The organism is Streptomyces hirsutus (assembly GCF_001418415.1).
Classification (GTDB): Bacteria; Actinomycetota; Actinomycetes; order Streptomycetales; family Streptomycetaceae; genus Streptomyces; species Streptomyces hirsutus.
Genome location: NZ_LIQT01000079.1, coordinates 1 through 13,180, shown reverse-complemented (window position 1 = coordinate 13,180; position 13,180 = coordinate 1). Strand labels below are relative to the sequence as shown.

At 71.9% G+C, this 13,180-nt stretch carries 8 protein-coding genes; 1 reads left to right on the top strand and 7 read right to left on the bottom strand.

Features of this window, described 5'->3' with window-relative positions:
* Positions 1-25 precede the first annotated feature (25 nt).
* The 6 genes from AOK11_RS07240 to AOK11_RS07215 all read right to left on the bottom strand — a co-directional run bounded on the left by AOK11_RS07240 (position 26) and on the right by AOK11_RS07215 (position 8,572).
* Complete coding sequence (locus tag AOK11_RS07240; protein ID WP_055592809.1) at positions 26-823, bottom strand: N-formylglutamate amidohydrolase; 798 nt, start codon at positions 821-823, stop codon at positions 26-28.
* 95 nt (positions 824-918) lie between these two features.
* On the bottom strand, positions 919-2,070 hold the full coding sequence (gene metX / locus AOK11_RS07235; protein ID WP_079034688.1) for a homoserine O-acetyltransferase MetX: 1,152 nt from the start codon (positions 2,068-2,070) through the stop codon (positions 919-921).
* Positions 2,067-3,428 (bottom strand): bifunctional o-acetylhomoserine/o-acetylserine sulfhydrylase, encoded by a 1,362-nt coding sequence (locus AOK11_RS07230; protein WP_079034687.1) that lies wholly within the window; start codon positions 3,426-3,428, stop codon positions 2,067-2,069. Before AOK11_RS07230 ends, metX begins: the two co-directional genes overlap by 4 nt.
* Before the next feature lie 396 nt (positions 3,429-3,824).
* Positions 3,825-6,044, bottom strand: coding sequence for an NADP-dependent isocitrate dehydrogenase (locus AOK11_RS07225; protein WP_055592807.1), 2,220 nt, complete (start codon positions 6,042-6,044; stop codon positions 3,825-3,827).
* 191 nt (positions 6,045-6,235) lie between these two features.
* Entirely contained in the window at positions 6,236-7,333 is a 1,098-nt protein-coding gene (locus AOK11_RS07220; RefSeq protein ID WP_055592806.1) for a mechanosensitive ion channel family protein, read from the bottom strand.
* A gap of 219 nt (positions 7,334-7,552) precedes the next feature.
* On the bottom strand, positions 7,553-8,572 hold the full coding sequence (locus tag AOK11_RS07215) for a lysylphosphatidylglycerol synthase transmembrane domain-containing protein (RefSeq protein WP_079034686.1): 1,020 nt from the start codon (positions 8,570-8,572) through the stop codon (positions 7,553-7,555).
* Positions 8,573-8,644: 72 nt separating this feature from the next.
* Here AOK11_RS07215 and AOK11_RS07210 point away from each other — a divergent pair, with 72 nt between their 5' ends.
* On the top strand, positions 8,645-10,549 hold the full coding sequence (locus tag AOK11_RS07210; protein WP_055592804.1) for an ABC transporter ATP-binding protein: 1,905 nt from the start codon (positions 8,645-8,647) through the stop codon (positions 10,547-10,549).
* Positions 10,550-10,683: 134 nt separating this feature from the next.
* Here AOK11_RS07210 and secD read toward each other — a convergent pair whose 3' ends face one another.
* Positions 10,684-13,023, bottom strand: coding sequence for a protein translocase subunit SecD (gene secD, locus AOK11_RS07205; protein WP_167353767.1), 2,340 nt, complete (start codon positions 13,021-13,023; stop codon positions 10,684-10,686).
* Between the last annotated feature and the right edge of the window lie 157 nt (positions 13,024-13,180).

The window sequence follows — 13,180 nt, the reverse complement described above, 5'->3', positions numbered from 1 at the left end:
CCCGGGTGAGGGGAACGGCGCCCGGTCAGCGCGACACCGCGTCCACCAGGACCCGGAGAGCGGCGGCCAGATCCGCCAGGCCCGGACCGGCGGGGCCGCCCGGCTCGGTCATGTACGTGTCCCGGCGGATCTCCACCATCAGCGCCGTCACCTCCGCCCGCTTCTCGTAGAACTCCAGCGGTACGTACGTCCCGGCGAACGGGCTGTCCAGTCCGGTCTCCCCGCAGGGAGCGAAGGCCTCACGGGCCGCGTCGAGCAGACCGGGCGGCGTATGGAAGGCGTCGGTGCCCAGGCAGACCGGCGGGCGCGGGCCCGCGCCGTGGAGTTCGTAGGGCAGGGGCGCGGTGGGGTAGGAGTGGACGTCGATGATCACGGCCCGCCCGGTGGCCGCGAGACGATCCGCCACCGCCTGGGTCATGGCCTGCGCGTACGGACGGAAGTACCGCTCGATCAGCGGCCCGTGGTCGAACCCGTCGGGCCGCAGTACGTCCTCGTGCGTGGTCCGGGTGTAGACCGCGCCCATCCCGGACGCCAGCATCTCCTCCCGCTCGTCCGGGAACCGCTCGGGGTCGATCACCAGCCGGGACAGCCCGTTCACGAACCGCCACGGAGTGATCCCGGCCGCCTCGGCGGCGGCCTCGGCGATCGCGGCGGTGTGCGCGTCGGTGATGTGGTCCAGCTCCCGCTCCAGCTCCGCGTCGCCCAGCACGATCCCGGACCGCACCTCGGCCGGTATCTCCCGCGAGGAGTGCGGCACATGGAGGATCACGGGGGAGTCCCCGGCTCCGGGGAGGAGAGCGTAGGACTGCGGGGTGTCGGCCATCGGGCTGCTCCAGGAGGGTTCGTCGGTGGTGCACGGCATGATCAAGGTGCCACACACCACTGACAACACGTCGAGACCGGGGACCGCCGTGCCGGCTACCCCAGCAACTCGCGGATCAGCGCGCCGACCTGTTCCGTCTCGAGGAGGAAACCGTCGTGTCCGTAGGGCGACTCCACCACTCTGAGCCGGTCGGCGCCGGGAAGGTGCGCGGCCAGCTCGGCCTGCTGGGACAGCGGATAGAGACGGTCCGAGTCGACCCCGGCCACCAGCGCGGGCGCGGTCACCCGGCGCAGGGCCGCGGGGACGCCGCCCCTGCCGCGTCCCACGTCGTGGCCGTTCATCGCCTCCGTCAGCACCGCGTAGCTGCCCGCGTCGAACCTCCGGACGAGCTTGACCGCGTGGTGGTCGAGGTACGACTCGACCTGGTACCGGCCGCCGCGCCACGGATCCTCCGCACCCTGCGGCTCCCGGCCGAACCGGGCCGACAGTTCCGGCTCGCTCCGATAGGTGACGTGGGCGATGCGGCGGGCGATGCCCAGTCCGTCGTGCGGGCCCCGGCCGGTGTCGTGGTAGTCGCCGCCGTGCCAGTGCGGATCACTGCGAATGGCGTGCAGCTGAAGGGTGGACCAGGCGATCTGCTCGCCACTCGCGGCCGCCGCGGTGGCGAGCAGCAGCAGTGCCCCCGTGCGTTCCGGATGCGTCACCGCCCACTCCACGGCACGCATCCCGCCCATCGAACCGCCGACGACCAGCGCCCACGTCCCGATGCCGAGCGCGTCCGCCAGCCGGGCCTCCGCGGCGACCTGGTCCCGCTGGGTCAGGTACGGGAAGGCACCGCCCCACCGGCGCCGCCCGCCGGGGCGCGGCGAGGCCGGCCCCGTGCTGCCCTGGCAGCCGCCCAGCACGTTCGGGGCGACGACGAACCAGCGGTCGGTGTCGAGGGCCAGACCGGGCCCGATCAGTCCGTCCCACCAGCCCGCCGTGGGATGCCCGGGGCCGGCCGGTCCGGCCGCATGGCTGTCACCGGTGAGCGCGTGCAGCACCAGGACGGCATTGGACCCGTCCGGCGCAAGCCGCCCCCAGGTCTCGAACGCCAATTCCACACCGGGGAGTTCACCGCCCGCCTCCAGCGGCAGCGGCGTACCGAGGGCATGCCATTGACGCCGTCCGGGCGGGTCCCCCTCCTGCCAGGCCCCGGTGGCCGACGGGAGGGGAACCGATGTTCCGGAGGCTGCGAAGGCGCTCAGGGGGCGCCCTTGGCCGCGCGGAAACCGGACTCCAGGTCGGCCGTGAGGTCGACGAGGTTCTCGATGCCGACCGAGAGCCGTACCAGACCCGGCGCGGTGCCGGTCGCCTCGAGCTGCTCCTCGTCCAGCTGGCTGTGGGTGGTGGACGCCGGGTGGATGATCAGGCTGCGCACGTCACCGATGTTGGCGAGGTGGCTGAACAGCTCCACACCGTCCACGAACCGCTTGCCCGCCTCGACACCGCCCTTCAGCTCGAAGGAGAACACCGCGCCGGCACCGCGGGGGAGGTACGTCCGCGCCGCCTCGTGCCAGCGGCTGGACGGCAGGCCTGGGTAGTGCACCACCGCCACCTCGTCACGCTGCTCCAGCCACTCCGCCAGCGCCTGCGCGTTGGCGGACTGCCGCTCCATGCGCAGGCTCAGCGTCTCCACGCCCTGCAGCAGCAGGAAGGCGGAGTGCGGGGCGATGGCCGGTCCGAGGTCGCGCAGCAACTGGACGCGCAGCTTGATCGCGAACGCACCGGGTCCGAGCGCCGGCCAGTAGCGCAGGCCGTGGTAGCTGGGGTCGGGCTCGGTGAAGTCCGGGAACCGCTCGGCGTGCGCGCCGAAGTCGAAGGTGCCGCCGTCCACGACCACGCCGCCGAGCGTGGTGCCGTGCCCGCCGAGGAACTTCGTCGCCGAGTGCACCACGATGTCCGCGCCGTGCTCGAGCGGGCGCAGCAGATAGGGCGTGGGGATCGTGTTGTCCACGACCAGCGGCACGCCCGCCCCGTGCGCCGCGTCCGCGACCGCCCGCACGTCGAGCACGTTGCCCCGCGGATTGCCCAGCGTCTCGGCGAAGAACGCCTTGGTGTTCGGCCGGACGGCCGCCCGCCAGGCATCGGCGTTGTCGGGATCGTCGACGAAGGACACCTCGATGCCGAACTTCGGCAGGGTGTGCCGGAAGAGGTTGTACGTTCCGCCGTACAGCGAGGAGGCCGAGACGATGTGGTCGCCGGTCCCGGCGAGTGTCAGGAGGGCCAGTGTCTGCGCGGCCTGCCCCGAGGCCAGCGCCACCGCCGCCACACCGCCCTCCAGGGCGGCGACGCGCTGCTCGAAGACGTCCTGGGTGGGGTTGTGGATGCGGGTGTAGATGTTCCCCGGCTCCGCCAGCGAGAAGAGGTCGGCCGCGTGCTGGGTGTCCCGGAACACGAACGAGGACGTCTGGTAGATCGGCGTGGCCCGGGACCCGGTCGTGGGATCGGGCTCGGCGCCGGCGTGGATCTGCTTCGTCTCGAACGACCAGGCCGACATGTCGGGACCGGTGGACGTCTCCTCGGGAGTGTGACCGGCGGGGACGGGTTCGGTGGGCTGGCTCACGGTGTGCTCCTCGTGCGCAGTGCGGGCGCGGACGACGGGTGGGGGTGCGGATCCGCGGACGTACCTGTGGGGTGCGGGGGCGTGCCGGATGTCCCTGGGGATCAGGGCGTCGGGAAGGACCGCGTGCCGACGTAGGTGCCGGCTTCTCGCGCGACACGCCGTAGTGGTGACACGTGCGCGGTCGCGGTGGCAGCGCGTCACCAGCTCGATGCTACGACGAGGGGAGCTGAAAATGAGATGGCGTCTCAGCAGGTGGTCGGTCTTTTCACGCGGCGTTCACGAACGTGAGGTGACCGGGGCACGGCCCGCCGGCCGGGCCGGCGCCGAACACGGCTCCGCCCCGGCCGGGCGTCGTGCCGGCCGGGGCGGAGCCAGTGGATCCTTTGCCTGCTCGCGTCAGCTCAGCGACGCGAGCGCCTCGTTCCACGTCACGGACGGACGCATGACCGCGGCGGCCTTGGCCGGGTCGGGCTGGTAGTAACCGCCGATCTCGGCCGGCTGGCCCTGGACGGCGATCAGCTCGTCGACGATCTTCTGCTCGTTCGCGGCGAGCGTCTCGGCGAGCGGAGCGAAGGCCTTCGCCAGGTCCGCGTCCTCGGTCTGCCCGGCCAGCTCCTGCGCCCAGTACAGGGACAGGTAGAAGTGGCTGCCGCGGTTGTCGATGCCGCCGAGGCGACGGCTCGGGGACTTGTCCTCGTCGAGGAAGGTCGCCGTGGCGCGGTCGAGCGCGTCGGCGAGGACCTTGGCGCGGGCGTTGCCCGTGGTCTCGGCGAACTGCTCCAGGGACGGCACCAGGGCGAAGAACTCGCCCAGGGAGTCCCAGCGCAGGTAGTTCTCCTTGACCAGCTGCTGCACGTGCTTGGGCGCGGAACCGCCCGCACCCGTCTCGAACAGGCCGCCGCCCGCCATCAGCGGGACGACCGACAGCATCTTGGCGCTGGTGCCCAGCTCCAGGATCGGGAACAGGTCGGTCAGGTAGTCGCGCAGCACGTTGCCGGTGACCGAGATGGTGTCCTCGCCGCGGCGGATGCGCTCCACCGACAGCTTGGTGGCCTCGACCGGGTTCAGGACGCGGATGTCCAGGCCCTCGGTGTCGTGGTCGGCCAGGTACCGCTCGACCTTGGCGATCAGGTTGGCGTCGTGGGCGCGGGTCTCGTCCAGCCAGAACACGGCCGGGGAGCCGGTGGCGCGGGCGCGGGTGACGGCCAGCTTGACCCAGTCGCGGATCGGCGCGTCCTTGGTCTGGCAGGCGCGGAAGATGTCACCGGCGGAGACGGTCTGCTCCAGGACGACGTCACCGGCCTGGTCGACCAGGCGGACGGTGCCGGTGACCGGGATCTCGAAGGTCTTGTCGTGGCTGCCGTACTCCTCGGCCTTCTGCGCCATCAGGCCGACGTTCGGGACCGAGCCCATCGTGGACGGGTCGAAGGCGCCGTGGGCACGGCAGTCCTCGATCACGGCCTGGTAGACGCCGGAGTAGCTGGAGTCCGGCAGCACCGCGAGGGTGTCGGCCTCCTGGCCGTCGGGGCCCCACATGTGGCCGGAGGTGCGGATCATGGCCGGCATGGAGGCGTCCACGATGACGTCCGAGGGGACGTGCAGGTTGGTGATGCCCTTGTCGGAGTCGACCATCGCCAGCGCCGGGCCGTCGGCGAGCTCGGCGTCGAAGGACGCCTTGATCTCCGCGCCCTCGGGCAGGCCCTCGAGGCCCTTGTAGATGCCGCCCAGGCCGTCGTTCGGGCTGAGCCCGGCCGCGGCGAGCTTCTCGCCGTACTGCGCGAACGTCTTCGGGAAGAAGGCGCGCAGTACGTGGCCGAAGACGATCGGGTCGGAGACCTTCATCATCGTGGCCTTCAGGTGCACGGAGAACAGCACACCCTCCTGCTTGGCGCGGGCGACCTGCGCGGTCAGGAACTCGCGCAGCGCGGCGACCCGCATCACGGAGGCGTCGACGACCTCGTCCTTCAGGACGGGTACGGACTCGCGCAGCACCGTGGTGGTGCCGTCGTCGCCGACCAGCTCGATGCGCAGCGCGCCGTCCTCGGCGATCACCGCGGACTTCTCGGTGGAGCGGAAGTCGTTCTCGCCCATCGTCGCCACATCGGTCTTGGACTCGCCGCTCCAGGCACCCATGCGGTGCGGGTGGTTCTTGGCGTAGTTCTTGACCGAGGCGGGGGCGCGGCGGTCGGAGTTGCCCTCACGCAGGACCGGGTTCACGGCGGAACCCTTGATCTTGTCGTAGCGGGCGCGGATCTCGCGCTCCTCGTCGGTCTTCGGGTCGTCCGGGTAGTCCGGCAGCGCGTAGCCCTGGCCCTGGAGCTCGGCGACCGCGGCCTTGAGCTGCGGGATCGACGCCGAGACGTTCGGCAGCTTGATGATGTTGGCCGCGGGGGTCTTCGCCAGCTCACCGAGCTCGGCGAGGGCGTCCGGGATGCGCTGGTCCTCGGTGAGGTACTCCGGGAACACGGCGATGATGCGTCCGGCCAGCGAGATGTCACGCGTCTCCACGGGGACACCGGCCTGGGAGGCGTACGCCCGGACCACCGGCAGGAACGAATACGTCGCCAGGGCGGGGGCCTCGTCAGTGTGCGTATAGATGATGGTCGAGTCAGTCACCGGGTGCTCCGCTCCACGTCTGCAACATTGCTCGACATCAAGATATCCCGTACGCGTCCTGAGCTCGACAGGGGTCCGGACCGCATGGGAGCCCACCGTGCCGGACCCCATGGGTTTCGGCCCCCGGCGGCGGCCGCCCCGCCGGCCGCGGGCCGCGGCGGACTCCGCGGCCCGGCCCCGCCCGCCGTACGTCAGACCGGGCGGAACGCCGTCATGTCGCCCGGCTCCGGCTCGGTGCCGCGCTGCTGCGGGAACACCACCGAGCCCTGCTGCAACGCCACCGTCCGCGCGGGCGACGGAATGCGGATGCCCTCCTCGCGGTAGCGCCGGTGCAGGCGCTTGATGAACTCGTGCTTGATCCGGTACTGGTCGCTGAACTCGCCGACGCCCAGGATCACGGTGAACCCGATGCGGGAGTCGCCGAAGGTGTGGAAACGCACCGCCGGCTCGTGCTCCGGGAGCGCTCCGGTGATCTCCGTCATCACCTCGGTGACGACCTCCTTGGTCACCCGCTCCACCTGCTCCAGGTCGCTGTCGTACGACACCCCGGCCTGCACCAGGATGGTCAGCTCCTGCTCGGGGCGCATGAAGTTGGTCATGTTCGTCTTCGCGAGCTGCCCGTTGGGGATGACGACCAGGTTGTTGGAGAGCGCGCGGACCGTCGTCTGACGCCAGTTGATGTCCTCGACATAGCCCTCCTCGCCGCTGCTCAGCCGGATGTAGTCACCGGGCTGGACGGTCTTGGAGGCGAGGATGTGGATGCCCGCGAACAGGTTGGCGAGCGTGTCCTGGAGCGCCAGCGCGACCGCCAGACCGCCGACGCCGAGAGCGGTGAGCATCGGGGCGATGGAGATGCCCAGCGTCTGGAGCACCACCAGGAAGCCGATCGCCAGGACCAGGATCCGGGTGATGTTCATGAAGATCGTGGCCGAGCCGGCGACGCCGGACCGCGACTGGGTCACCGACTGCACCAGGCCGGCCACCACCCGCGACACCGACAGCGTCGCCGCGAAGATGACCAGCACCGTCAGCACCTGGTTGACGTTGTGCTGCACGGTCCGGGTCAGGGGCAGCGCGGCCGCCGCGGACGCGGCACCGCCCGCGAGGGCCGCCCACGGCGCGATCATGCGCAGGGCGTCCACGGCGACGTCGTCGCCGCGCCACTGGGTCCGGTCCGCGTGCCGGCCCAGCCAGCGCAGCAGCATGCGCAGCAGGAACGCCGCGACCAGGCCCGCGGCGATCGCGATACCGGCGAACAGCACATCGTTCATGGTGAGCGCGCGCGTCATCGCTCACCTCCGGCGAGGGCCCTTGCCATGGGGCGTATGTGATGTCGTGTCACGTCTCGTCACCTGCTCGCATTCGGGGGTGCCCGGGAGAGTGCGGCCCGGGAGGGTGTGCCGTGCCGCACCGGCCGGCCGGCGGTCGGCGCGATCGCTCATCCTGCCGTATCCGGCAGGGCAGTTCGTACCACGCCGTGGCAAGGAGGCGGCCTGCCGCCACCCTGGTCAGATCACCTTCAGCCGCACCAGCGCGCCCAGCGTCAGCGCGCCGGGCAGCAACGGCAGCCACACCGTGACGACCCGGAACGCCAGCACCACCGCGGTGGCCACCGCGGCCGCCCCGCCCACCGCGACCAGCGCCACGATCAGGGCGGCCTCCACCGAACCGAGCCCGCCCGGCGTGGGCACCAGCGCGACCGCGACGGTCGCCGCGAGATACGCCACCGCCATGTGCGCGATCGGTACCGACAGTCCCAGCGCCAGCCCCACCAGGATCAGCGCCGCCGCCTGCAGCGCCGGGAACGCGAGGGCCCCGCCCCACAGCGCCAGTGCCCTCGACGGCCGGGTGTGCACCGACCGGGCCTCGCCGAGTGCCGTCCGCAGGAAGGAGAACACGGCCGTCCGTATGCGCCGCACGAGCGCGAGCACGGCCGCCGCGACCACCAGTACCGCGCCGAGCGCGAGCAGCGCGGGGCCCAACGCGCCTTCGGGCAGCAGGGATCCGGGGCGCAGCACGTCCGGGAAGGCGACGAGCAGCGCGCCCAGCAGGGCCACCCGGCCGACGGACTCCGCCAGCAGGTACAGCGCGAGGGCGGCCGAGGAGCGGGTCAGGGACAGCCCGCACACCGTCATGAACCGCAGGTTGACCGCGCTCGCGCCCAGCCCCGTCGGCAGCAGATGGTTGGCCGCGCCCGCCGCGAACTGGGTGGCCAGCAGCCGCCGCGCGGGGAGCCGTTCGAGGACCGCGCCCTGCCGGGTGCACGCGGCGGCCACCCAGGTCAGACAGGTCACCCCCACCGCGGCCAGCAGCCAGGGCCACCGCGCGGTGCCCAGATGGACGAAGCCGTCGGCGAGCACCGACCGCTGCTGCACCGCGACCACGGTCACGAGCAGCAGGGGAAGGACGTACAGGATCCTGCGGAGGGGCCGCGTCACATCGGAGGAGCCTTTCCGCCCCGCGCCAACTGCGGGTGGCGGCAGGCCGGACGGCGGCTTACGGCTGGGCAGCGGCTGTTGGAGCGTCATACGGACCTCACATGCCCCGAACGGGCGACGGGCCTTGACCTCGACAATGCTTGAGGTTCTACCTTCTCCGGCATGAGCATGGAGACCACCGCCTGGACCCAGTTGCACAGCGTCATGAACGCCGAGGAGGAACGCCGCCCCTTCGCGCGGGAAACGCTACGCCGCATCGCGGGGTTCGCCCGCCCGCACCGCCGCCGCATGACCCTTTTCGTCCTGCTCGGAGCAGCCACCGCGCTGCTCGCCGTCGCCACCCCCGTACTGGCCGGACGCGTCGTCGACACCATCGTGTCCGACGGCGACTCGGCCACGGTCGTCCGGCTGGCCCTGCTCATCGCACTGATCGCGGTGGCGGAGGCAGCCCTCGGCATCCTCGGCCGGAGGCTGTCGGCATCCCTCGGCGAGGAACTCATCCTCGATCTGCGGACCGCCGTCTTCGACCACGTGCAGCGGATGCCGGTCGCGTTCTTCACACGCACCCGTACGGGCGCGCTCGTCTCCCGTCTCAACAACGACGTGATCGGCGCCCAGCGGGCCTTCAGCAACACCCTGTCCACCGTGGTCGGCAACGTCGTCACGCTGGTGCTCGCCCTGGCCGTGATGCTCACCCTGTCCTGGCGGATCACCCTGCTCGCCCTGGTCCTGCTGCCGGTGTTCGTGATCCCCGCCCGCCGCATGGGCCGCCGCATGGCCGGGATGCAGCGTGAGGCCGCCGCCCTGAACGCGGCCATGGGCACCCGGATGACCGAGCGTTTCTCGGCGCCCGGCGCCACCCTGGTCAAACTCTTCGGCCGCCCGCGGGAGGAGTCGGAGGAGTTCGCGGTGCGCGCCCGCCGGGTCCGGGACATCGGCGTACGGACGGCCACCGCCCAGACCGTTTTCATCACCGCGCTCACCCTCGTCTCCGCCCTCGCCCTGGCCCTCGTCTACGGCGTCGGCGGCCACCTCGCCCTGCGCGGCTCCCTGGAGCCCGGCGCGGTCGTGTCCCTGGCCCTGCTGCTGACCCGCCTGTACGCGCCGCTGACCTCCCTCGCCGGGGCGCGGGTGGAGGTGATGAGCGCGCTGGTCAGCTTCGAGCGGGTCTTCGAGGTACTGGACCTGAAGCCGCTCATCGAGGAGAAGCCGGACGCCCGCGCCGTCCCCGAGGGTCCGGTCTCCGTGGAGTTCGACGACGTCCGCTTCGGCTACCCGTCCGCCGACAAGGTCTCCCTCGCCTCCCTGGAGGAGGTCGCCGCCCTGGACACGCACGGCTCCGCCGAGGTTCTGCACGGCATCTCCTTCCGCGTCGAACCCGGGCAGACCGTGGCCCTCGTCGGCTCCTCCGGTGCCGGCAAGTCGACCATCGCGCAGCTGCTGCCGCGCCTCTACGACGTCGACTCGGGCGCGGTGCGGGTGGGCGGCGTCGACGTCCGGGACCTGGCCGCGGGATCGCTGCGCGACACCCTCGGCATGGTCACCCAGGACGGCCACCTCTTCCACGACACCGTCCGCGCCAACCTGCTGCTGGCCGCGCCCGCCGCGAGCGAGCCCGACCTGTGGGACGCGCTGCGCCGCGCCCGCCTGGACGAGCTCGTACGCTCCCTGCCCGACGGTCTGGACACGGTGGTCGGGGAGCGCGGCTACCGGTTCTCCGGCGGTGAGCGCCAGCGCATGACCATCGCCCGGCTGCTCCTCGCCCGCCAGCGGGTCGTCCTCCTCGACGAGGCCACCGCCCACCTGGACAACACCTCCGAGGCCGCCGTCCAGGAGGCGCTCACGGAGGCCCTGGAGGGCAGGACGGCCATCGTCATCGCGCACCGGCTGTCCACCGTCCGGGCCGCGGACCGGATCCTGGTCGTCGAGGCCGGCCGGATCGTGGAGCGGGGCACGCACGAGGAACTCCTGGCGGCCGGCGGCCGCTACGCCGCACTGCACCGCACCCGGTTCGCCCGCCGGCCCGCGGACCACGACCGGGGTGCGGAAGGGGCGGTGGCGGTGTAGAGCACGCCCGACGCCCCGTACGAGACGTGCGAGAGCGCCGCCGCGGGCCCGGTCCCGGGCCCGCGGCGGCGCTCTCGCGTACGACCGCGGTCGCCTACGGCTCCTCGCCGTCTCCTACGGCGAGCCGTGCGGCGTCAGTGGCCACGGCTTTCCGCCTTGGCCCGCCCGGAGTTCTCCCCGTCACCGGACTTCCCGCGCGCCGGACCGCCGCGGCCGCGGCTGCCGCGGCTGCCGCGGCGACGGCCGCCCCCGTTGCGGCGGCCGCTGTACGCATCGAGTTCGATGGCGAGCGGTGACGCGGTCAGCACCGACGAGTACGTACCCACCAGCATGCCGATCAGCAGGGCGAGCGCGAAGTCGGTGAGCGAGTCACCGCCCAGCAGAGCCAGCGCGGCCAGGATGAAGATCACACCGATACCGGTGTTGACCGTACGGGGCACCGTCTGCAGGACCGCCGTGTTGGTGGACTGGGGCAGGGGCGCCTTGGGATCCTTCTGCCACAGTTCCCGGACGCGGTCGAAGACCACGACGGAGTCGTTCACCGAGTAACCGACCACGGTGAGCAGCGCGGCCAGGAAGATCCCGTCGATCGGCTTGCCCAGCCACGCGAAGATACCGGTGAGGATCACCACGTCGTGGGCCAGGGTGCTGACCGCCGCCGTACCGAACATCCAGCGGAACCGGAAGGCGAGGTAGACCAGCTGGGCGCCGAGGGCCAGGCCGAGCGCGATCAGCGCGTTGCGGCGCAGTTCGTCGCCGAGGCTCGGGCCGATCAGCTCGTCACGGACCTTCTCCGCCCCGCCGCCGACCTCGTCGATGGTCTCGGCGACCTTGACCGCCTCGGCGTTGCTCAGCTCCTCGGTACGCACCGTCAGCCCGTTGTCCCCGGAGGACTGCACGACGGCCTGCGGGAAGCCGGCGTCGGCCAGGGCCGCACGGGCTCGGTCCGGATCGACGGTCTTGGTGGTCGAGTACTCGATCAGCCGGCCGCCGGTGAACTCGACACCGAAGTTCAGCCCGCGCACCACGATGCCGGCGCCGGTGACGACGAGGACGAGGAGGGACACCAGGAGCCAGCGGCGCGGGCGGCGCATCAGCTGCGGGTTGCGACGGGTGAGGTACTCACGGACCCGCCCGATGGAGGCCAGACCGGTGAGCTTGGGACGGCGGTGCACCCAGCGGCGCTCCACGGCGAACTCGGCCAGCACCCGCGTGATCACCAGTGCGCTGATCATGGAGGCGAGGACACCGATGGCCAGGGTGACGCCGAAGCCCTTCACCGGACCGGAGGCGAGCAGGAACAGCAGCCCCGCCGCGATGAGCGTGGTGATGTTGGAGTCGGCGATCGCGCTGAAAGCGCCCTTGAAGCCGGCGGTCAGGGCCGAGCGGCTGCTGGGCCGGTTGCGTTTGCTGTACTCCTCGCGCGCTCGTTCGAAGACCAGCACATTGGCGTCGACGGCCATACCGATCGCCAGGACGAAACCGGCCAGACCCGGCAGGGTCAAGGTCGCGCCGAGGCCCGCGAGAGCGGCGTAGGAGATCACGCCGTAGCAGGTCAGGGCCACGATGGCCAGGAGACCCATCAGCCGGTAGACGACGATGATGAACAGCGCGGTGAGGGCGGTGCCGAAGGCGGCGGCCCAGGCGCTGGACTCGATGGCCTCGGCGCCCAGCGTCGCGCCCACGGTCCGCTGCTCGACCGTCTCGACCGGCACCGGAAGGGCACCGCCGCTGATAAGCAGGGCGAGTTCCTTGGAGTCTTCAGAGGTGAAGGACCCGGTGATCTGGGTGGAGCCGCCGGTGATGCCGGCCCCGCAGGCCACGGACGGGTCGACCTGCGGTGACGAGATGACCTTGTTGTCCAGCACGATCGCGACCCGGCGCTTGTGGTCACCCGCGGGATTGCAGGCCGCCTCGCCGGTCAGCTTCGACCAGCCCTTGTCGTCGGCGAAGTCCACGGTGACCATCCAGCCGGCACCGCTCTGCTGGTCGAAGGTGGCCTCGGCGCCCTCCACGTCCTGGCCGGTGAGCGCGGCGGGGGCCAGGTGAAGCCGCTCCCCGGCCTCGTCGGCCAGGACGCGTTCGCCCTTCGGCAGCTTCTTGGCGGACTCGGGATCGGTACCGGGGCCGAGCACCGGGTGGACGGTGAGCTGCGCGGTACGGCCCAGCACCTCGGCGGCCTGCCGCGGGTCCTGCACGCCGGGCAGTTCCACGATGATCCGGTTGTCCCCGGACCGGACGATGCTGGGTTCGGCGACACCGAGAGCGTCGATACGGCCGCGCAGCACCTCGAGCGTGCGGTCCGTCGCCTCACCGTCGGCCTCGAGGGTTTCGGTGGAACGGGTCTCCAGCACGATCTGGGTACCGCCGCGCAGGTCGAGTCCCAGACGGACGGGGACCGTCACGGCGATGTAGACGGACAGGGCGATCACGACAAGTGCGAACAACGCCCGGATGCGGGCGGAACTTTTCACGGATGACTCCAGCAGTCACGCCGCGGCCGATCCGGGACGCGGCGGAGAGGAAAGGAACAGGACTCTCATGTGCTGGACGGTCCGGGAGGCCCCCGGCCGAGGTCCGCCGGCATGTGGGCGGCGGCGGGCGGCGCGTGCCCGGCCGCCGGGGCGGGCC

Coding starts and splice junctions, on each gene's coding strand:
- AOK11_RS07220 (WP_055592806.1), bottom strand. CDS start 7,333: ATGACGCGCGCGCTCACCATGAACGATGTGCTGTTCGCCGGTATCGCG.
- AOK11_RS07215 (WP_079034686.1), bottom strand. CDS start 8,572: ATGACGCTCCAACAGCCGCTGCCCAGCCGTAAGCCGCCGTCCGGCCTG.
- AOK11_RS07240 (WP_055592809.1), bottom strand. CDS start 823: ATGGCCGACACCCCGCAGTCCTACGCTCTCCTCCCCGGAGCCGGGGAC.
- AOK11_RS07210 (WP_055592804.1), top strand. CDS start 8,645: ATGAGCATGGAGACCACCGCCTGGACCCAGTTGCACAGCGTCATGAAC.